This is a genomic window from Pseudomonas syringae pv. tagetis, from assembly GCF_022557255.1.
Taxonomy (GTDB): Bacteria; Pseudomonadota; Gammaproteobacteria; order Pseudomonadales; family Pseudomonadaceae; genus Aquipseudomonas; species Aquipseudomonas caricapapayae.
This window is the reverse complement of sequence record NZ_CP092923.1, coordinates 222,672-242,478: the sequence shown is the minus strand read 5'-3', so window position 1 is coordinate 242,478 and position 19,807 is coordinate 222,672. Positions and strand designations below refer to the sequence as shown.

The 19,807-nt window shown below is 59.2% G+C and carries 20 protein-coding genes; 9 read left to right on the top strand and 11 right to left on the bottom strand.

The window, feature by feature from the left end:
• Positions 1-4: 4 nt before the first annotated feature.
• A complete protein-coding gene (gene hemB / locus MME58_RS01105) occupies positions 5-1,015 on the bottom strand; it encodes a porphobilinogen synthase (RefSeq protein WP_054988096.1) in 1,011 nt (336 codons plus the stop codon).
• A gap of 231 nt (positions 1,016-1,246) precedes the next feature.
• Between hemB and MME58_RS01100 the strand changes: the two genes are divergently transcribed.
• The 5 genes from MME58_RS01100 to MME58_RS01080 all read left to right on the top strand — a co-directional run bounded on the left by MME58_RS01100 (position 1,247) and on the right by MME58_RS01080 (position 6,542).
• Positions 1,247-1,909, top strand: coding sequence for a DedA family protein (locus MME58_RS01100; RefSeq protein ID WP_054988097.1), 663 nt, complete (start codon positions 1,247-1,249; stop codon positions 1,907-1,909).
• A 208-nt stretch (positions 1,910-2,117) separates the two neighbouring features.
• Positions 2,118-2,786: an isoprenoid biosynthesis glyoxalase ElbB gene (gene elbB, locus MME58_RS01095; protein WP_054988098.1), complete on the top strand. Its 669-nt coding sequence runs from the start codon at positions 2,118-2,120 to the stop codon at positions 2,784-2,786.
• A gap of 114 nt (positions 2,787-2,900) precedes the next feature.
• Positions 2,901-3,959: a PA0069 family radical SAM protein gene (locus MME58_RS01090; protein ID WP_055005596.1), complete on the top strand. Its 1,059-nt coding sequence runs from the start codon at positions 2,901-2,903 to the stop codon at positions 3,957-3,959.
• A gap of 205 nt (positions 3,960-4,164) precedes the next feature.
• A complete protein-coding gene (locus MME58_RS01085; protein ID WP_054988100.1) occupies positions 4,165-4,905 on the top strand; it encodes a carbonic anhydrase in 741 nt (246 codons plus the stop codon).
• Between the two features lie 104 nt (positions 4,906-5,009).
• Positions 5,010-6,542 (top strand): SulP family inorganic anion transporter, encoded by a 1,533-nt coding sequence (locus MME58_RS01080; protein ID WP_055005597.1) that lies wholly within the window; start codon positions 5,010-5,012, stop codon positions 6,540-6,542.
• 105 nt (positions 6,543-6,647) lie between these two features.
• Here MME58_RS01080 and MME58_RS01075 read toward each other — a convergent pair whose 3' ends face one another.
• The gene (locus MME58_RS01075) at positions 6,648-7,298 is read right to left on the bottom strand and encodes a hypothetical protein (protein ID WP_054988102.1); all 651 of its coding nucleotides are present in this window, start codon (positions 7,296-7,298) and stop codon (positions 6,648-6,650) included.
• Positions 7,299-7,567: 269 nt separating this feature from the next.
• Here MME58_RS01075 and MME58_RS01070 point away from each other — a divergent pair, with 269 nt between their 5' ends.
• Together MME58_RS01070 and MME58_RS01065 are read left to right on the top strand one after the other, a co-directional pair.
• Positions 7,568-8,056, top strand: a complete 489-nt coding sequence (locus MME58_RS01070) for a cytochrome c oxidase assembly protein (protein WP_055005598.1) — start codon at positions 7,568-7,570, stop codon at positions 8,054-8,056.
• A 63-nt stretch (positions 8,057-8,119) separates the two neighbouring features.
• Complete coding sequence (locus MME58_RS01065) at positions 8,120-8,752, top strand: SCO family protein (protein ID WP_055005634.1); 633 nt, start codon at positions 8,120-8,122, stop codon at positions 8,750-8,752.
• A gap of 314 nt (positions 8,753-9,066) precedes the next feature.
• Here the strand turns inward: MME58_RS01065 and MME58_RS01060 are convergent, their stop codons facing one another.
• Genes MME58_RS01060 through MME58_RS01050 form a run of 3 tightly spaced genes read right to left on the bottom strand, consistent with a single transcriptional unit; the run spans position 9,067 to position 11,572 of the window.
• On the bottom strand, positions 9,067-9,840 hold the full coding sequence (locus MME58_RS01060) for a MetQ/NlpA family ABC transporter substrate-binding protein (RefSeq protein ID WP_054988104.1): 774 nt from the start codon (positions 9,838-9,840) through the stop codon (positions 9,067-9,069).
• Between the two features lie 50 nt (positions 9,841-9,890).
• Positions 9,891-10,565 (bottom strand): methionine ABC transporter permease, encoded by a 675-nt coding sequence (locus MME58_RS01055; protein ID WP_055005599.1) that lies wholly within the window; start codon positions 10,563-10,565, stop codon positions 9,891-9,893.
• The gene (locus tag MME58_RS01050) at positions 10,565-11,572 is read right to left on the bottom strand and encodes a methionine ABC transporter ATP-binding protein (RefSeq protein ID WP_055005635.1); all 1,008 of its coding nucleotides are present in this window, start codon (positions 11,570-11,572) and stop codon (positions 10,565-10,567) included. The genes MME58_RS01055 and MME58_RS01050 overlap by 1 nt, the downstream gene beginning before the upstream one ends.
• A gap of 361 nt (positions 11,573-11,933) precedes the next feature.
• On the opposite strand from MME58_RS01050, the gene katE reads away from it, so the two are divergent.
• Positions 11,934-14,084, top strand: a complete 2,151-nt coding sequence (gene katE, locus MME58_RS01045) for a catalase HPII (protein WP_055005600.1) — start codon at positions 11,934-11,936, stop codon at positions 14,082-14,084.
• A gap of 281 nt (positions 14,085-14,365) precedes the next feature.
• Here the strand turns inward: katE and MME58_RS01040 are convergent, their stop codons facing one another.
• From MME58_RS01040 to MME58_RS01025, 4 genes are read right to left on the bottom strand one after another with little or no spacing between them, the layout of a single operon-like run.
• Positions 14,366-15,082 carry a PA5502 family lipoprotein gene (locus MME58_RS01040; protein WP_055005601.1) on the bottom strand — a complete coding sequence of 239 codons (717 nt, stop codon included), beginning with the start codon at positions 15,080-15,082 and terminating at the stop codon, positions 14,366-14,368.
• Positions 15,083-15,120: 38 nt separating this feature from the next.
• Complete coding sequence (gene znuB / locus MME58_RS01035; RefSeq protein WP_055005602.1) at positions 15,121-15,909, bottom strand: zinc ABC transporter permease subunit ZnuB; 789 nt, start codon at positions 15,907-15,909, stop codon at positions 15,121-15,123.
• Complete coding sequence (znuC, locus tag MME58_RS01030; RefSeq protein WP_054988652.1) at positions 15,902-16,699, bottom strand: zinc ABC transporter ATP-binding protein ZnuC; 798 nt, start codon at positions 16,697-16,699, stop codon at positions 15,902-15,904. The genes znuB and znuC overlap by 8 nt, the downstream gene beginning before the upstream one ends.
• Complete coding sequence (locus MME58_RS01025) at positions 16,699-17,181, bottom strand: Fur family transcriptional regulator (protein ID WP_003425978.1); 483 nt, start codon at positions 17,179-17,181, stop codon at positions 16,699-16,701. Before MME58_RS01025 ends, znuC begins: the two co-directional genes overlap by 1 nt.
• A 67-nt stretch (positions 17,182-17,248) precedes the next feature.
• Here MME58_RS01025 and znuA point away from each other — a divergent pair, with 67 nt between their 5' ends.
• Positions 17,249-18,190 carry a zinc ABC transporter substrate-binding protein ZnuA gene (gene znuA, locus MME58_RS01020; protein ID WP_082427267.1) on the top strand — a complete coding sequence of 314 codons (942 nt, stop codon included), beginning with the start codon at positions 17,249-17,251 and terminating at the stop codon, positions 18,188-18,190.
• A 293-nt stretch (positions 18,191-18,483) separates the two neighbouring features.
• Here the strand turns inward: znuA and MME58_RS01015 are convergent, their stop codons facing one another.
• The gene (locus MME58_RS01015) at positions 18,484-19,434 is read right to left on the bottom strand and encodes a homoserine kinase (RefSeq protein WP_055005604.1); all 951 of its coding nucleotides are present in this window, start codon (positions 19,432-19,434) and stop codon (positions 18,484-18,486) included.
• Positions 19,435-19,470: 36 nt separating this feature from the next.
• A complete protein-coding gene (locus MME58_RS01010) occupies positions 19,471-19,758 on the bottom strand; it encodes a DUF2782 domain-containing protein (protein WP_054984732.1) in 288 nt (95 codons plus the stop codon).
• Between the last annotated feature and the right edge of the window lie 49 nt (positions 19,759-19,807).

Sequence of the window (19,807 nt, the reverse complement as noted above, 5' to 3'; positions counted from 1 at the left end):
GAGGCTATTGCCCCTTCAACAGTTGAGCGGCGCGGACAGCAAAGTAGGTAAGAATGCCGTCGGCACCGGCGCGTTTGAAGGCAGTGAGGGATTCGAGAATCACCCCTTCACTCAGCCAACCATTCTGGATTGCTGCCATGTGCATCGCATATTCGCCACTGACCTGATAGACAAAGGTTGGCACTTTGAATTCGTCCTTGACCCTGTACAGGATGTCCAGATAAGGCATGCCAGGCTTGACCATCACCATGTCGGCACCTTCAGCAAGATCAGCCGCCACTTCGTGCAGGGCCTCATTGCTGTTGGCCGGATCCATCTGATAGGACGCTTTGTTGGCCTTGCCCAGATTCAATGAAGAACCCACCGCATCGCGGAACGGGCCGTAGTAGGCACTGGCGTATTTGGCCGAATAGGCCATGATCCGGACGTTGACATGCCCGGCCAGTTCCAGCGACTCACGGATGGCCTGAATGCGGCCGTCCATCATGTCCGACGGCGCTATCACCTGAGCACCTGCGTCGGCGTGCGACAAAGCCTGTTTTACCAGTGCGTCGACAGTAATGTCGTTCTGCACGTAGCCCTCTTCGTCGAGGATGCCGTCCTGACCGTGGGTCGTGAACGGGTCCAGCGCCACATCAGTGATGACGCCCAGCTCCGGGAAGCGTTCCCGCAGTGCACGGGTTGCGCGCTGGGCAATACCGTCCGGGTTCCAGGCTTCGGCACCGTCCAGGGATTTCTTTTCCGGTGGTGTCACCGGAAACAGCGCCAGCGCAGGAATGCCCAGCGCAACCCAGTGCGCAGCTTCTTCAAGCAACAAATCGACGCTGAGACGCTCGACGCCGGGCATCGAGGCGATGGATTCGCGACGGTTTTCACCATCGAGCACAAATACGGGAAGAATCAGATCGTCGACAGTAACAACGTTTTCACGCACCAGACGACGGGAAAAGTCGTCGCGGCGATTACGGCGCAGACGAGTGAGAGGAAACAGGCGGTTAGCGGGGGTAAAGCTCACGGCGAGACTCCTGAGCCCGCTTACGCGGGCAAGCGCGACAGTTATAAGCCGCCATTATGACCAATGTGTGACAGTCATGGTTCGACCTGCGACTGCACGTCGCGGTCATGGCCCTTATGAGGATCCGGCCATTGTGGTTGCAAGAATCTTTAACGTCGAGACACATATCGACACTTTCATCCTTGCCTTGGGCGAGTTAGGCTGCGCGTTCATTTCGCCAGCATCCAGACAATGCTCCAGAATTTCTTGAACGAATTCGGCTACTTTGCCCTTTTCCTCGGCACCTTTTTCGAAGGCGAGACCATTCTGGTCCTTGCCGGATTTCTGGCGTTCCGCGGATACATGGACCTCAATATCGTCATCCTTGTCGCCTTCTGTGGCAGTTATGCGGGTGACCAGTTGTGGTATTTCATGGGGCGCAAACACGGCCGCAAGCTCCTGGAGCGCAAGCCTCGCTGGCAACTCATGGGCGACAAGGCGCTCCGGCTGGTGCGCAAGCACCCGGACATCTGGGTACTGAGCTTCCGCTTCGTGTACGGCCTGCGCACGGTCATGCCCGTGGCCATCGGCCTGTCGGGCTACCCACCGGGGCGTTACCTGCTGCTGAACGGTATAGGCGCAGCGGTCTGGGCTGCGGCGCTGGGTTCGGCGGCTTACCATTTCGGCGCGGTTCTCGAGGGCTTGCTGGGTAACGTCAAGAAATACGAACTCTGGGTGCTCGGCGCGCTGATACTGCTCGGCCTTGGCCTGTGGCTACGGCGGCGCATCAAGAACGCCCGCATCGCCCGTGAAGAGCGGGCGGAAAAGAGCCGCTTCTGTGCGTCGGCAGCAGCCTCCGATCTGGACACGCCTGTTACCGTGCCCGTCGATCTGAAAAAAAAATCCGACGAGTGATCATCGCTCCATTTCCTTCCCCGAGTGCAGGTTGACAGGCCTCGCTCGGTAGCAGCGCGCTGCGGCTGCCTGACCTTGTAATCCCCCTCCTTCCCCACGCAGTTGCGCAGCCGCTGAAGCGCCGAATGAACACTCGGCCCATAACGCGATCAATTAAAGGACGAATTAAAAGAAGCCCTGGGTCGCTCAAGTACAAGGAGCCGAATCGATGCAGAAAAAAGTGGCTGTAATCCTGTCCGGCTGTGGCGTCTACGACGGTGCCGAAATCCATGAAAGTGTCCTCACCCTGCTCCGCCTGGATCAACGCGGTGCGCAGGTGCAGTGCTTTGCGCCTGACATCGCCCAGCACCATGTCATCAATCACCTGACTGGCGAGGAAATGCCCGAGTCGCGCAATGTGCTGATCGAGTCTGCACGTATTGCACGGGGCGAGGTGAAGAATATCCGCGAGGCAAATGCCGAGGACTTCGATGCCCTGATCATTCCCGGCGGGTTTGGCTCGGCAAAGAATCTTTCTGACCTTGCCCTTCAAGGTCCTGCCTGCCAGGTGGAGGCCGGGCTGCTGGAACTGGCCGAGGCATTTGCCGAAGCAGGCAAACCGGTCGGGCTGATCTGTATTACTCCGGCATTGGCGGCGAAAATCTATGGCCCCGGGGTTACCTGTACGATCGGCAACGATCCCGATACAGCCGCGGCCATTACCAAGATGGGTGGTAGCCATGCGCAATGTGCCGTGGATGACATCGTCGAGGACGAAGCACGAAAACTGGTCAGCACGCCCGCCTACATGGTTGCCAAAAGCATCAGCGAAGCCGCATCGGGCATCAACAAGCTGGTCGACCGCGTGCTGGAGCTGACTCACGAGGGCGATAGCTGAGTAACCTGTTCAAATGCCGCTCGTCAGACGAGCGGTGTTTGAACAGTCTGCGATAGTGAAACACGCAGGCCCATGCCTATACTGTACATATAAACAGTATACGAGTAATGCCAGATGTCCAGCCCCTCTCCGGTCCGTGGCCGCGGTACTGCCAGCAACCCGCATAACCGTTTTGCGCCCAGCCAATCCGTGGCTGAAGATGACGGCTGGTATCAGGAAGTGCCGCTCACACAAGGCACGCAGGTGACCAGCGAGACCGCCAAAAGCATCATCACCCGTAACAGCTCGCCGGATATTCCCTTTGATCGCTCGATCAACCCTTATCGGGGCTGCGAACACGGCTGCATCTACTGTTTCGCCAGACCCAGCCATGCTTATTGGGACATGTCCCCAGGGCTGGATTTCGAAACAAGGCTGATCGCCAAGACCAATGCAGCCGCGCTGCTGGAGCAGCAGCTCTCGAAACCGGGCTACCGTTGCGCGCCCATCACGCTGGGGGCCAACACCGACCCGTATCAGCCTATCGAACGCGAATACCGCATCACTCGGGCAACCCTTGAGGTATTGCTGCGCTATCGGCATCCGGTCAGCATCATTACCAAAGGCTCGCTGATCCTGCGGGACCTGGATCTGCTGGCAGAAATGGCCAGATTGCGGCTGGTATCGGTTTTCATCAGCCTGACGACACTCGACGACGAACTCAAATGCATTCTCGAACCGCGGGCCGCAGCGCCCAAGGCTCGCTTGCGGGCCATTAGGGTATTGCGGCAGGCGGGGGTTCCCGTCGGGGTGTTGTGTGCGCCCATGATTCCGATGATCAACGACAGCGAACTGGAGGCGTTACTGAGCGAGGCGAAAGCTGCCGGCGCGTTAAGCGCAAGTTACGTAATGCTGCGCTTGCCACTGGAAGTTGCCCCTCTGTTCGACGAGTGGCTGAAGACGCATTACCCGCAACGAGCAGAACATGTGATGAGCCTGATTCGCCAAAGCCGCGGCGGAGCACTCTACGACAGTCAGTTTGGCTCGCGGATGCGCGGTGAAGGTCCCTTCGCCGATCTGCTGGCCCAGCGCTATGACTTGGCAGTCAAGCGCCTGGGATTGAACAAACGTGACGGCTTTGCACTCGATTGCAATGCGTTTTGTCCTCCGGGCGGGCAAATGTCGCTACTGTGACGAACTTGGCACTATCGTGCAAACCCGCGTCCCAGAGCCATCGCATTCAGTTTCGCTTAAGCTTGGGCAATTAGTCTGTAACTCGGAGTATCACCAGCGATAGCGCTCAAGGGATTTGTTCGTGATGCCCATCACAGGGATCACATCCGGCTCTGGTCAAACAGGCATGAAGAATCCACATCAATCCGTCAGAGAGGATGAAGACATGAGAGACATGGATAAACAGCATTCGGCTACGTCGCCCAGCACAACCAGCCATTCGGACAGCGCCGACGTAGCGTTGAAACACATCGTCGATGGCTTTGTACATTTTCGTAACGAGGTCTTCCCCCAGCAGGAAGAACTGTTCAAGAAGCTGGCTACGGCCCAGTCGCCTCGAGCCATGTTTATTACCTGCGCCGACTCGCGCATCGTTCCCGAACTGATTACCCAAAGTTCGCCAGGCGACCTGTTCGTGACGCGTAACGTGGGTAATGTTGTACCACCCTATGGCCAGATGAACGGTGGCGTATCCACCGCGCTGGAATATGCGGTCGTCGCCCTGGGCGTGCAGCACATTATTGTCTGCGGGCATTCCGACTGCGGCGCCATGCGCGCAGTGCTCAACCCTGACAGCCTGGACAAGATGCCTACGGTAAAAGCCTGGCTGCGCCATGCCGAGGTTGCCCGCACCGTGGTCGAGCAGAACTGCAGTTGCAGCGGCGAGCTGGAAACCATGCAGGTCCTGACTCAGGAAAACGTGATTTCCCAGTTGCAACATTTGCGTACCCACCCTTCGGTCGCAGCGAAGATGGCCAGCGGTCAGCTGTTCATTCACGGCTGGGTCTACAGCATTGAGACCAGCGAAATTCTGGCTTATGACGCCGAGCGTGATCGTTTCATACCGCTCGACGGTTCGGGGCCGACACCGATGGCTTCCCCGAAAGCACGCTTTTCAGCCGACTGATTACCAGTCCGACTGACGGCAAGCCCTTCTTTATCAGCTGATGGCGGCTGCGCAGGATGCGCGTCGCCCGTCTTGCCTCGTCTGAAGAATCCCGGAGAAGCGTCATGGGTATTACACAATTGAAATCCGCTTTACCACGGGAGCTGCTGGCTTCCGTGGTCGTTTTTCTGGTCGCTCTGCCGCTGTGCATGGGGATTGCGATTGCATCCGGCATGCCTCCGGCCAAAGGCCTGATTACCGGCATCATCGGTGGCCTGGTGGTGGGCTGGATAGCCGGCTCGCCGTTACAGGTCAGTGGTCCGGCAGCGGGCCTGGCGGTACTGGTTTTCGAGGTAGTGCGCGAGCACGGGATGGCCATGCTGGGGCCTATTCTGCTGTTGGCGGGTCTGCTCCAGTTGCTGGCCGGTCGATTCAAGCTCGGCTGCTGGTTCCGGGTAACAGCACCGGCGGTGGTCTATGGCATGCTGGCCGGTATTGGCGTTCTGATTGTGCTGTCACAGGCACATGTCATGTTCGACAGCGGTCCCAAACCCTCCGGGCTGGGTAACCTGATCGGCTTCCCTGCCACATTGATCCAGGCCATCGGGCCAGGCACCGGCATGCAGGCCGGTATGCTCGGTCTGGGCACCATGCTGATCATGTGGGGCTGGGAGAAACTTCGTCCTCAGTCGCTGCGCTTCGTCCCCGGCGCGCTGCTGGGTGTCGGTATCGCAACCGGCATCAGCCTGTTCATGGCCTTGCAGGTCAAACGCGTCCAGGTGCCGGACAACTTGGCTGACGCCATCGACTGGCTGCGTCCGGCAGACCTTATGAACCTGGCCGACCCGGCCATTCTGGTTGCCGCGATCGTTGTGGCGTTCATTGCCAGTGCCGAAACGCTGCTGTCTGCGTCGGCGGTCGATCGCATGCACAGCGGCCAGCGTTCGGACTTTGACAAAGAGCTGAGCGCTCAAGGCGTGGGCAACATGCTCTGTGGCCTGCTGGGTGCACTGCCGATGACTGGCGTTATCGTGCGCAGTTCGGCCAACGTACAGGCCGGTGCTACAACACGATTCTCGACGATCTTCCACGGCCTGTGGCTGCTGGCTTTCGTATTGCTGCTGTCGAGCGTGCTGCAGAGCATTCCGGTCGCGAGTCTGGCAGGCGTGCTGGTCTATACCGGCCTGAAGCTCGTCGATCTCAAAGCCTTTCGTGGCCTGGGCCGCTATGGCCGGATGCCGATGTTCACTTACGCAGCAACGGCCGTGGCGATCATCTTCACTGACCTGCTGACCGGCGTACTGGTCGGTTTCGGCCTGACCCTGGTCAAGCTGGCTCTCAAGGCTTCGCGCCTGAAGATCAACGTGGTCGAACTGGCAGGCGAGAAAGAGTTCGAATTGCGTCTGGTCGGTGCCGCGACATTCCTCAAGGTGCCAGCGCTGACACAGGCCCTAGGCACCATTCCGCAGGGCAGCACTGTGCATGTGCCATTGGGCAACCTGTCCTACATCGATCACTCGTGTCTGGAACTGCTGGAAGAGTGGGGACGTTCCAACGCCGCTCACGGCACGCGACTGCTCATCGAGCCACGCGGCTTGAAGCGTCGTCTTGAAGGGCGGGTCTACACCACAACGGGAATCGGCTCGGGCGCAGCCTGATCGTCGCCGCGCGGGAATGAAGTGGGCCGGATGGGTCTTCGCGTAGCAGCGGAGCGATATCCGGCTCCTTCCATTGCGGGCGAAGACATTGGCTGGGCCTCTGAATCAGATGGCGGAGCGCTCCAGCTCCAGGCCGATGCCCAATTGTCGTGACAGGCTTGGCCAGCGCTTCCAGGCCACACCGGTGTCAGGACTGGTCAGTTTCTCGCGGTAGGCCTCGACGGAGTCCAGCGCAAAACTTTCATCATCAAGCAGCGTGTCGACGGCATGATGAACCGCCTCGTCCAGCTGGTTTGCAAATTGCTCGCCGATCAACTGGTGGGCAATCACACTGGCAACCGTGGTATTTGACGGTATCAGTGGCTGACCAAAATGCTTGATGTACAGGTCATTCACTTCCTCGACCAGCCGATGAGCCAGATAAGCCTCGTCCAACAGGCTTTCCAGACCTTCATGTCCATCCATGATGGAAGGTGGGGCCGCGAAAAAATGCTCGGCGATTTTCAGCACTGGCTTTATCTGCCCTTCGATCCCGGCTTCCAGCGCAACCTCATGAGCAGCGTCCAGCAGATCGGGTACCAGATCGATGTAGGCGGTGACGAAACGCGTCAGCACGTCTTTTGCGTCGACATCCGGCAAGTGGATGGCGGGATGGAGATGTGGGAGCTTTTGTTCCAGCTGTTGCAGCAGGTGGCCGGTCCGGGCCTCATGTTGATGGGCTAGTTGTATCTGCTCGCGCAATGCGGCGGTGTTCATGGCGGTGGGGACTCCTGAGGGCATCAAACCCCGTGGTTCGGTTATTGAGAGTCATACGTTAGCTCGGTTAACTAAATGCCTAAGACATTTTTGCTATAAACCCCTGGCATTTATATGCATTGGCTATATCAGAGCGTTTTTTGCCGGTTTTTCGATCATACAAGCGCTTTGACGCCGGAATACGGGCACTTGCCCGGCTGTGTGCAGGCTACTCTGAAGACGCCCGTAGCCGTTTAGACACGCTGTCTGACATAAAAAGTGAGCCCTGCATGACCCACCCTGTTCTGTCCAGACGGCTTGCCCTGCGTTTGACGTGTGTGCTGGTCATCGTGTTCGCGTGCGGACTTGCATTGCCTTGGCTTTATAGAATGCTGAGCGGCAATGACAATAACGGCGACCCGGACTTTTCGCGTCAGATCGAGGTGCAGTTCAGCACGGCCAACTCTGCCGGGATGGCCTGGGCGTTCTACCCGCGTGCCCGTCAGTTGCAGGTCAATCCCGGTGCGGTCAACGAGATGATTTTCGTTGCGCAGAACCCGACCGACAAACCGATGAAAGCCCAGGCCGTACCGGGCATCTCACCGGGAAAGGCGGCGGCGTGGTTTCACAAGACCGAATGCTTCTGCTTTACCCAACAGACCCTGCAGCCAGGTGAGCGTATCGAGATGCCGGTGCGGTTCATCGTTGATCGGAATTTACCTGGCGATGTGAAGCATCTGACCCTGGCCTATACCTTGTTCGATGTGACCGCACCCTAGGTTCTGTCAGCGATATGAGCGATCATCATCGGCCGCATGCCGATCTTTGCCTGTGTTGATGCCATGACCCGTACTCAGAAAACCGTTTTTATTGTCGCCGCCATCGTTGCCCTCGTCCTTGGCCTGGTCCTCGGTCAACTGCTGCCGGGCCGCGGTTCGCAGGATCAGGCCGCTTTTAACGATGCAGGTATCGTCCTGCTACCGAAAAGCCGTCATCTGCCAGCACTGAGCATGAACGACCAGAACGGGGCGGCAGTGGCCCTTGATGGCTTGAAAGACACATGGACGCTGATGTTTTTCGGCTACACGTTCTGCCCGGACATTTGCCCGACAACGCTGGCGCAGATAAAACAGATTCGCAGTGAATTACCCAAAGCGGCGGTCGAGCGGATGCGCGTGGTACTGGTCAGCGTCGACCCTGACCGCGACACCCCGCAACAGCTCAAGCAATACCTGGGATATTTCGACCCTCAGTACATCGGCCTGACCGCGCCGGTGGCCGACATCCAGAAACTGGCCAACAGCGTGAGCATTCCGTTCATACCCGCCGATACCAGCAAAGTGAATTACTTCGTCGACCACAGTGGCAACCTGGCCCTGATCGGCCCCGACGGCACCCAGCGAGGCTTTATCCGCGCGCCGCTGAATAACCAGAAACTGGTGAAGCAATTGCCGGGACTGCTAGAGAGGGATTAGGTAGGGCATTGCAAGGAGCGGCATCGGGCTCTGGTTCCGCACAGCGGTGGACTGCGAAGCGGCCCTGAGACAGGTTACCTCGGCTGTGCCTGAGGTACCGCATGCACCGGTTTTGCTGCCGGTTCCCGGCAGTTCGCGGACAAGTCCGCTCCTACGCAATACACATCACACCGGGCTTCTGCCCGGAGGGCGTGGGAGCTTTCGGAGGTTACGACGGCTGCGATGGGCTGCGAAGCGGCCCCGAACCTGGCCACCTCGGTTGTGTCTGGCACTCCGAGGCGGCCGTTTTGCAGGTATGACGCAGCGCAATCAGATCAAAACGCCGGAACCACAGCACCTTTGTACTTCTCTGCCAGAAAAGTTTTCACTTCCGGGCTTTGCAGGGCTGCTACCAGCTTTTTCATCGCGTCCGAATCCTTGTTGTCCGGGCGGGCAACCAGAATGTTTGCGTAGGGCGAATCGGCACCTTCAATGATCAGCGCATCCTTGGTCGGGTCCAGCTTGGCGCTCAAGGCGTAGTTGGTGTTGATCAACGCCAGATCGACCTGAGTCAGTACACGGGGCAGCGTAGCCGCTTCCAGCTCACGAAATTTCAGGTCTTTCGGGTTGTTCACGACATCCGAGGGCTTGGACAGGATATTGGCCGGGTCCTTCAACGTAATCAGACCTGCCTTGGCCAGCAGCAGCAAGGCCCGGCCTTCGTTGGTGGCGTCGTTTGGCAGCGCGACGTTGGCACCGTTGGGCAGTTCTGCCAGGCTCTTGAGCTTGTCCGAATACGCGCCGAATGGCTCTACATGAACCTTGGCCACCGCCACCAGATTGGTGCCCTTGCCTTTGTTGAACTCATCCAGATAGGGCTGGTGCTGGAAGAAGTTCGCGTCCATACGGTTCTGCGACACCTGCACGTTCGGCTGGATGTAGTCGTTGAACACCTTGATGTTCAGGTCCACGCCTTCTTTGGCCAGGGTCGGTTTGACGAACTCGAGGATCTCCGCATGCGGCACTGCAGAGGCCGCGACGGTCAGGGTTTCGTTGGCCTGCGCGGACAACGCGGTGACAGCGGCAAATATGGCCAATAGTTTCTTCATGCAACAACTCCTTTGGGCCCGCGCAAGACGGGCCAATACCAACGGTTCGATCAACGATGTGTGGAATGCGCGACCAGCCTGTCGCCGATGGTCTGCAGAATCTGCACCAGCACCAGCAACAATACGACCGTCACGAACATCACATCGTTCTGGAAGCGTTGATAACCATAACGGATGGCCAGGTCGCCCAGCCCGCCAGCGCCTACGGCACCGGCCATCGCGGTAAACGACACCAGCGCAATGGCAGTCACCGTGATGGCTGCCAGAATGCCCGGGCGGGCCTCAGGCAACAGCGCCTTGACGATGATCTGCCGAGTGGTGGCCCCCATCGCCTGCGTGGCCTCGATGATGCCGCGATCCACTTCGCGCAAGGCTGTCTCTACCAGACGGGCAAAGAACGGCGTGGCGCCTGCTATCAGCGGGGGCAAAGTGCCGAGGATGCCCAGTGACGTGCCGGTAATGATTTCCGTCAACGGCATCATCACGATCAGCAGGATAATGAACGGCAGCGCACGCAACATGTTCACGATCAACCCGACCGTAGCGTAGAGCTGCTTGTGCTCCAGCAACTGACGCGGCGAGGTGAGGAACATCAGCACGCCCAGCGGCAGGCCGAACAGGATGGTGAAACCGAGCGACACACCCAGCATGATCAGCGTGTCACCAGTGGCAACCCAGATCTCGTACCAGTCGACGTTGGAAAACAGGTTCAGAAAAGCGTCCATCAGCGCAGCACCTCCATGTGAACATCGGCGGCAGTGAAGCGCGCAAAAGCGGCGTCCATGTCGCCACCGGTGATGGCCAGCGTCAGCTGACCGTACGGGGTGTCCTTGATGCGGTCGATGCGGCCGGCAAGGATGCTGTAGTCGACGCCGGTTTCCCGCGCCACGGTGCCCAGCAGCGGCGCATAGGTCGCCTCACCCTGAAAGGTAAGGCGCACGATCCGGCCTTGAACGTGAGCGAAGTCGTCACGCTGTTCGTTTTCGTCGATCTGATCGTCTTCCTGCACAAAGCGCCTGGTCGTCGGGTGCGTCGGGTGCAGAAACACATCAGCGACCTTGCCTTGCTCGACAATCACCCCGGCGTCCATGACCGCCACCTGATCGCAGACGCGACGAATCACGTCCATTTCATGGGTGATGAGCACGATGGTCAGTTTCAGCTCGCGATTGATCTCGGCGAGTAACTGCAGAACCGACGCAGTGGTCTGTGGATCCAGCGCGCTGGTTGCCTCATCGCACAACAGGATTTTTGGCTTGGTGGCCAGTGCGCGAGCGATGCCGACACGCTGTTTCTGGCCGCCCGACAGTTGCGCCGGGTATTTTCTGGCGTGATCGGACAAACCAACCCGCTCGAGCAGCTCGGCCACACGCCGGTCAATCTGATTGCGGGGCATATCGCCTGCCAGGGTCAGCGGCATCGCAACATTGTCGGCCACGGTCCTGGAGGCCAGCAGATTGAAATGCTGGAAGATCATCCCGACCTGCTGACGGAAGCGGCGCAGGCCGTTGGCATCAAGCGCAGTGACGTCTTCGCCATCAACCACGATCTGTCCACCGCTCGGGGTTTCCAGACGGTTGATCAGGCGCAGCAGGGTACTTTTGCCCGCGCCGGAATGGCCGATGATGCCGAACACCTGAGCATCGTCGACACGCAGGCTGGTAGGGTGCAGGGCCGGTATTTCCTTGCCTGCCACCCGATAGGTTTTGTGGACGTTATGAAACTCGATCACGGAGCGAACCTTGTGGGGGCGCGTTAAAAAATCAGCGCAGTGGGTCAGGATCTGTTCCCGTTTCATCGCGGGCCGCGTTGCTGAAACGGGAACAGACCCTGAAGCCACCTGCTTCGTTACCTCGGCCAGGTAAAGCCGGGCGCGCATTTTAGCCTGTCCGGCCCACTGTGCTTAGCATTTATTTGCAGGCGGCCCTGCGCAACGGGCATAACACGACCGTTGGTGATCGCAGGCCACAAATAAAAGGAACGGCTGTTTTTAGACCCGGTCACTTCTTGGATACCGTGATTTCCCGCTTACGCCAGGGAAGTCGTATTCAGCGAACCCAACTCAACGATTGGGGCGAGATAAGGAGTCTCTGATGGCTAGCAAGAAAGCACCACCTGTAACCGAAACGCTCAAGAGCGAACTGGCAGGCACCGATACGCTGGACCGTGGCAACACCAACGACAAGCTGGACAGTCTCGAGCAGTTTCGCTCGGACGCCACCCGCCAGGCGCTGCGCACCAATCACGGCGTCAAGATTTCCGATAATCAGAACACCCTGAAAGTCGGTAGCCGCGGCCCGTCGCTGCTCGAAGACTTCATCATGCGTGAAAAGATCACGCACTTTGACCATGAGCGTATTCCGGAGCGTATCGTTCACGCTCGCGGTACTGCGGCACATGGCTATTTTCAGACCTACGAAGACCACGGCACCCTGAGTAAAGCGGGATTCCTGCGTGATCCGGGCAAGAAGACCCCGGTGTTCGTGCGCTTCTCCACCGTTCAGGGCCCACGCGGCTCGGGCGACACCGTGCGCGACGTGCGTGGCTTTGCCGTCAAGCTCTACACCGACGAGGGCAACTTCGACCTGGTGGGCAACAACATGCCGGTGTTCTTCATCCAGGACGCGATCAAGTTTCCTGATTTCGTGCATGCGGTAAAACCTGAGCCGCACAACGAAATCCCGACGGGCGGCTCGGCTCACGACACCTTCTGGGACTTCGTCTCGCTGGTGCCGGAATCCGCGCACATGGTGCTGTGGACCATGTCCGACCGTGCGATCCCGAAAAGCCTGCGCACCATGCAGGGTTTTGGTATCCACACCTTCCGCTTCATCAACACCGAGGGTAAGTCGAGCTTCGTGAAGTTCCACTGGAAGCCCAAGTTCGGCGTGTGCTCGCTGGTCTGGGACGAAGCGCAAAAGCTGGCCGGCAAGGACACCGATTTCCACCGCCGCGACCTGTGGGAGTCCATCGAGATGGGCGACTACCCGGAATGGGAACTGGGCGTGCAGATCGTAGCCGAGGAAGACGAGCACAAGTTCGACTTCGACCTGCTCGATCCGACCAAGATCATCCCGGAAGAGCTGGTACCGGTTACTCCGCTGGGCAAGATGGTCTTGAATCGTAACCCGGACAACTATTTCGCCGAGACCGAGCAGGTTGCCTTCTGCCCGGGCCACATCGTGCCGGGTATCGATTTTTCGAACGACCCGCTGCTGCAAGGTCGCCTGTTCTCCTATACCGACACGCAGATCAGTCGCCTTGGTGGACCGAACTTCCACGAAATCCCGATTAACCGTCCAATTGCGCCAAACCATAACGGCCAGCGCGACGCGCAGCATCGCACCACTATCGACAAGGGCCGAGCTTCCTACGAACCGAACTCGATCGATGGCGGCTGGCCGAAAGAAACCCCTGCCGGCCCGGTAGATGGCGGCTTTGAGACTTACCCTGAGCGTGTTGAAGCGCACAAGGTTCGTGAGCGCAGCGCATCGTTCAGCGACCACTTCTCGCAAGCGACTCTGTTCTTCCAGAGCATGAGCCATCACGAGAAAGAGCACATCATCGCGGCCTACAGCTTCGAGTTGGGCAAGGTCGAGCGCGAGTATATTCGTGCCCGTCAGGTCAACGAGATTCTGGCCAACATTGACCTTGAGCTCGCCAGCCGTGTGGCGGCCAACCTTGGCTTGCCTGCGCCGACTGCCGGAACCGTGCCTGCTCGTAAAACATCGGTAAAAGAGTCGCCGGCGTTGAGCCAGGTCAATCTACTGTCGGGCGACATCGTTTCGCGCAAGGTCGCCATCCTTGTCGCCAATGGCGTGGACGGCAAAGCGGTCGAGGCCATGAAGGCCGCACTGACGGCCAAAGGCGCACATGCCAAGGTACTCGGCCCGACGTCTGCGCCGGTCAAGACTGCTGACGGCAAGAGCATGCCAGTGGACGCGTCAGCTGAGGGCTTGCCTTCGGTAGCGTTCGACGCGGTGTTTGTGCCGGGCGGCAAGGACTCGGTGAAGGCGTTGAGCGCCGATGGCGTGGCGCTGCACTTCATCCTGGAAGCCTACAAGCATCTCAAGGCCATCTCCGTTGCCGGGGAAGCCAAAGAACTGCTGACATTGCTACGCCTGGAAGAAGATGCAGGCTTGCTGGTGGTGTCCGATAGCAAATCGTTCGAGCCGTTCCTCAACGCAATTGCGCAACACCGCGTCTGGGACCGTGAAGTGAAGGCCAAGGCGGTTCCGGCTTGATCTAGACGCCAGTCTCGTTCCTACGCTCCCGCGCTCATCGTGATGCATAATCTCGATGAGCGTGCGAAATGGGAGCTTCTGCCCGCGGGGCGTGGGAGCGGACTTGTCCGCGAAAGCTCTATTCCGGGCGCTACATCATCAGCGGATGTAACGGCCCTTTCGCGAACAAGTTCGCTCCCACGGCCTTCGGCTAGAATCAAGAACGGACCTGTGTCTGGCGATGGGCACTGTGCATGGGCAAGCAGTTCTGGACGCTCTGCGTCCGATTATGAAACAACAGTTCAGGACCTGGCGGGCGTCAAAACGATATGCGCTTTTTCATTGCGCTCGATCTGGCGACGCAATTGCAGTTCAAAATCCGGATTGGCCTTCACCACCCGCTTGGTCAGCAATGTCGCCAGCCAGGGGTAATCTTCAGTGCGCGGCACCACCAGCAGCACTTCACAGTTGAACGCTACGGTATCCGCTGCGATATCGTCCAGTTGACGACGTAATGCATGCATATCACCGATTTTTAGATCAATCGTCGTACTTTCCGCTGACGGATCGATCAGCTTAGCAACCCTTCTGGCTTCCGCCGCCTTCAAGTCCGCTTCGGCTTTCTCCAGCTCGGCCTTGCGCGCGTGGGCAATAGCGCCGTTGACGCCACTGGTCAGCGCCGGTGCCTTGGGCATCAGTGCACGCGCGCGCGTCAACGCGTTGGCCGCCGCATTCATGTCACCCTTCTGCAGACTGATCTGGCTGCGGCTCAGATACGCTTCGGCCAGACGACGCTGAAAGGGCTCCAGGCGGATATCGGCAGGATTGGCGGCCTGCAAGGTCGCCAACTGATCCTCGGCCGTGGCCAGCTCATTGCTGACGATGTTCTGCTCAAGCTGAGCAAATGCGTCAGGCTGGACCTCGGAGGCGGGAGACTCGATATCAGGCGCACTCTGGCAGGCACCCAACAGGATGGAAAATGCGACAAGCAGCAGATAGCGTGGGGCGAACGGCTTCATTCCTGCGATTCTCTAGTTTGCGCAAAAAACGAGCAAGTCTACACCGCTCGCCTGGGTAGAACAAAGCTGAGCAAGAACAACGCCGCAGCGGATACCACTATAGACGGTCCCGCAGGGGTGTCCTTGAACCATGACAATGATAGCCCGACACACACGGCTATCACGCCCAACAGGCTCGCACCCAACGCCATTTGCTCCGGCGAACGGGCGTGACGCTGTGCCGCAGCGGCGGGAATGATCAACAGCGACGTGATCAACAGAACGCCGACGATCTTCATCGCCACAGCGATCACCACGGCGATTAACAGCATCAGCGCCATGCGCAACGCAGCGACGGGCAGGCCTTCGACCCGCGCCAGCTCTTCATGGACGGTCATTGCCAGCAGCGGACGCCACAGAGCGACGATCAACACCAGCACGGTCGTGCTGCCACCCAGAATCCAGGCCAGATCGGTCGGGCTTATGGCCAGCAGATCGCCGAACAGATAGGCCATCAGGTCGATTCGCACTTCATGCATGAAACTGAGCACGACCAGACCGAGCGATAGCGTGCTGGGCGCAAGGATCCCCAGCAGCGTATCGGAAGCCAGCGGCTGACGCTGCTGCAACGTGACCAGCAGTACCGCCAGCAGCAGGCAGCCGACCGTTACCGCAATCGTCGGACTGATATCCAGCAAAAAGCCCAGCGCCACACCGAGCAAGGCTGCGTGAGACAAGGTGTCACCGAAATACGCCATGCGCCGCCAGACCACAAATGATCCCAGTGGGCCAGCAACCATGGCCAGAGCAACGCCTGCGAGCAAGGCATACAGTAAAAAATCAGCCATGCTTGCAGTGGTCTCCGTGAACATGAGTGTGAGGGTGCGAAGCGCTCGCCGGAGCGTCACTCACGACAGCGCCATGCAAATCGTGGGCGTGGTCATGATGGTGGTGGTAGATCGCCAGGCTCTGTGCGTTCTTGCCGAACAACTCGACAAACGCCGGATCATGACTGACCTGCTCGGGGTGCCCGGAGCAACAGACGTGGCGGTTCAGACATACCACCTGGTCGGTCGTGCTCATGACCAGATGCAAATCATGAGACACCATCAGCACGCCGCACTGATGACGGTCACGCAAACGGGTGATGAGGCTGTATAACTCGGCCTGCCCCGCCACGTCGACACCCTGCACCGGCTCGTCGAGCACCAGCAGTTCGGGCTTGCGCAACAAGGCACGAGCCAGCAGAACACGCTGCATCTCGCCACCGGAAATACCTTGAATCGGGCTGTCGATGACCTTCTCGGCACCCACCTCCTCCAGAGCCGCCCCTGCAGCTTTGCGGTCGACACCAGGGACCAGACGCAGGAAGCGCAGCACCGACAGCGGCAGCGTCTGGTCCACATGCAGCTTTTGCGGCATATAGCCGACACGCAGCTTCGGCTTGCGCCAGACAGTTCCGGAGTCAGGCTTGAGCAGGCCCAGCACCGCACGCACCAGCGTGGTCTTGCCTGCGCCGTTAGGGCCGATCAACGTGACGATCTCGCCGGGGCTGACGCTTAGCTGGATGTTGTCCAGAACGCTTTGCCCGGACAGGGTGACGGCGACCTGCTCCAGACGTATCAATGCGTCTGTCATCAAGCGGCCTTGCAACCGGCGCAAACACCAACAATCTCGACCGTCTGGCCTTCGACCGCAAAGCCGACGCCTGCGGCGGCATCGACGACTGCGTTGCTGATAGCCGGGTGCTGAAGCTCGATTGCCGCGTGACACAGACGGCAGATCAGGAACTGCCCCTGATGCGCGTGAGTGGGATGGTTGCAACCGGTGAAAGCGTTGAGCGAGGCGATCCTGTGCACCAGACCGTTTTCCAGCAGGAAATCCAGTGCGCGGTAAACAGTCGGCGGTGCAGCACGGCGACCGTCCTCATCACTCAGCACCGCGAGGATGTCGTAGGCACCCAGCGGTTTGTGGCTTTGCCAGACCAGTTCCAGCACGCGGCGGCGCAAGGTGGTCAGGCGCAGCCCCTGTTTGGCACACAGCGCATCGGCTTCGGCGAGGGCCGAATGCACGCAGTGAGAGTGGTCGTGAGGGCGACTGGCCAGGGGAGTATTGGGCATGAGCAGCGACGATATTGGCTAGAGACGTTATTATGTTACCTGTTCCTGGCTGATATGAGTGATTCGAGTGCGCCGTCTTTTAAATCTTGTTGCTGTTTTGTGGGTCAGTCTGATGGTCGTTTCCCCTGCTCATGCCGAGGTCAGAGTGCTGACCAGCATCAAGCCATTGCAGCTGATTGCGGCGGCTGTACAGGATGGTGTCGGTACACCGGAAGTGCTGCTGCCACCGGGTGCCTCACCGCATAACTACGCGCTGCGTCCATCCGACGTACGGCGCGTGCAGGAAGTCGAGTTGCTCTACTGGATCGGCCCGGACATGGAAACCTTCCTGCCGCGTGTCATCCAGGGCCGTAAATTGCCTGCAGTTGCCGTGCAATCGCTGCCCGGCATGCACTTACGCCACTTTGGCGAAGACAATGCCTCGCATGATGACCACGAGCATGATCACGACAACGACGCAGACGAACATGACCACGACCACCGTCCCGGCAGTCTGGACTCGCACCTGTGGCTGTCGACCGTCAACGCACGGGTGATCGCTGCAAAAATGGCCACCGACCTGAGCGCCGCCGATCCCGCCAACGCAGCCCGCTACGCCAGCAACGCCGAGGCTTTCAGCAAACGCCTCGATGCACTGGACGCCCGCATCAAGCAGCGGGTCAGCGCAGTGGCAGGCAAGCCGTACTTCGTATTCCATGAAGCCTTCGATTATTTCGAAGAGGCCTATGGGCTCAAGCATGCCGGGGTATTCGCCATCGCCGCCGAGATCCAGCCCGGCGCACAGCATGTCGCCGCCATGCGCGAGCGCCTGAAGGCGGCGGGAAAGACCTGCGTATTCAGCGAACCACCTCTGCGCCCGCGCCTGGCTGAAACACTGAGCGCAGGCTTGCCGGTCAAGCTGGCAGAACTGGATGGACTGGGCGGCTACACCCCGGCGACCGCGCAGGGTTACGAGCAAGTCTTGCAAAAGCTCGCCGACGACCTGACCGGCTGCCTGAGCAGTCTCTGACTGCTACCCCACATAGCAGGGCTGCCGTGTGACGCAGAGCGTCACGAACTGCATTCCCACGCGGAGCGTGGGGACGATGGTCATCAGCTCACAAGCCGTGCCTTTAGCCAAATTGCTCTAAAGCGCTTTTCAACCGCGATGGCACTGACGACGTAGAGTGCGACGTCAGTGACGGCTGAGCTCTTACGCTGATCCACCTGACATCGCAGGACCGCCGTGTGACGCAGAGCGTCACGAACTGCATTCCCACGCGAAGCGTGGGGACGATGGTCATCAGCGACTAAGTCATGCTTTTAAAGCGCGAACGGCAACGCAATGTGCGCTTCCTGGCGCTCGGCCAGACGGCGCTCGAATTCCGCAGGGTCGTGGATCAGCACGTCCTGACCGGCGAAGGTTTCGGCAGCGATCAGGCGTGACAGCCAGAAACGCACGCAGGCTATGCGCAGCATGGTCGTCCAGAGCTTCGACTCCGCAGCAGTAAACGGACGCAGCGCTGCATAAGCGCCCAGCAAAGCGCGGGCACGCACGGCGTCGAGCTGGCCGTTTTCACGCGAGCACCAGTCGTTGAGGGCAATCGCCAGGTCATACAGCATCGGGCCGGAGCAGGCGTTGTAAAAGTCGATCAGCCCAGTCAGGTGCGTGCCTTCGAACAGGACGTTGTCCCGAAACAGGTCGGCGTGCAGGTTGGCACGCGGCAGCGCCATGATCTGTGGCTTGAGGTCTTCGATCTCCTGAAGGCTCTTTTCCAGCAGGGCTCGCTGAGTCTCGCCCAGGTGCGACAGAAAATTGCGCCCCTCGCTGAGCATCCAGTCCAGCCCCCGATCGGTTCTGCGCTCCAGCACCTGCTCGCGGGTCGCCAGGTGCAGGTTGGCCAACAGCTCGCCGATCTGCACGCAGTGCTGGGTATTGGGCTCGCTGATGTGTTTGCCCGGCAGGCGCGGCTGCAGCAGCGCCGGTTTCTCTGCCAGTTGGCGCAGCGCCTGGCCGTCGGTGGTACGCAATGCGTAGGGGACCGGCAAATTGGCGTCGTGCAGTACGTCGAGCAGTTCGATGAAAAACGGCATCTCCTGCACAGGGCCGCGCTCGACCAGTGTCAGGACAAATTCGCCCTGCTCCAGACTGATGAAGTAATTGGTGTTTTCACTGCCGGCGGCAATGCCCTGATAGTCAAGCAGACGGCCGAGCCCGTAAGGGGCGAGAAATGCTTCCAGCTCGGGCCGAGCCAGTGGAGTAAAAACGGACATGTCAGAACTGCCAACGATTAGAGTGAATGTAGGGTGCTACCAGCTGAATATTTCCCACTGAGGAATCAGCATGTCCGGTTGATCCGAACGGATAAAATTGGGACTTGTACCATCGGCGCGTACCAGAAAATAGGGCTTGCCGTGCTTAGGGGTAATCTTTACAGCATACAGAAAGCCGTTCTGGCGGTATTCCTGAATGGTTTTGTCGCCATCGGTACGGATAGTAACGTCCGGTGCCGGCGACGGTGGATCCTCTGCTGAAACTGCGAGCAAAGGACAAAGTGCCAACAGGCCGGTCAATATCAGTCGATTTACCTTGCACATGATAACCTTGTCCCTTTGTCGTCAATGGTCCGCGCATTCTAGCGCCGAC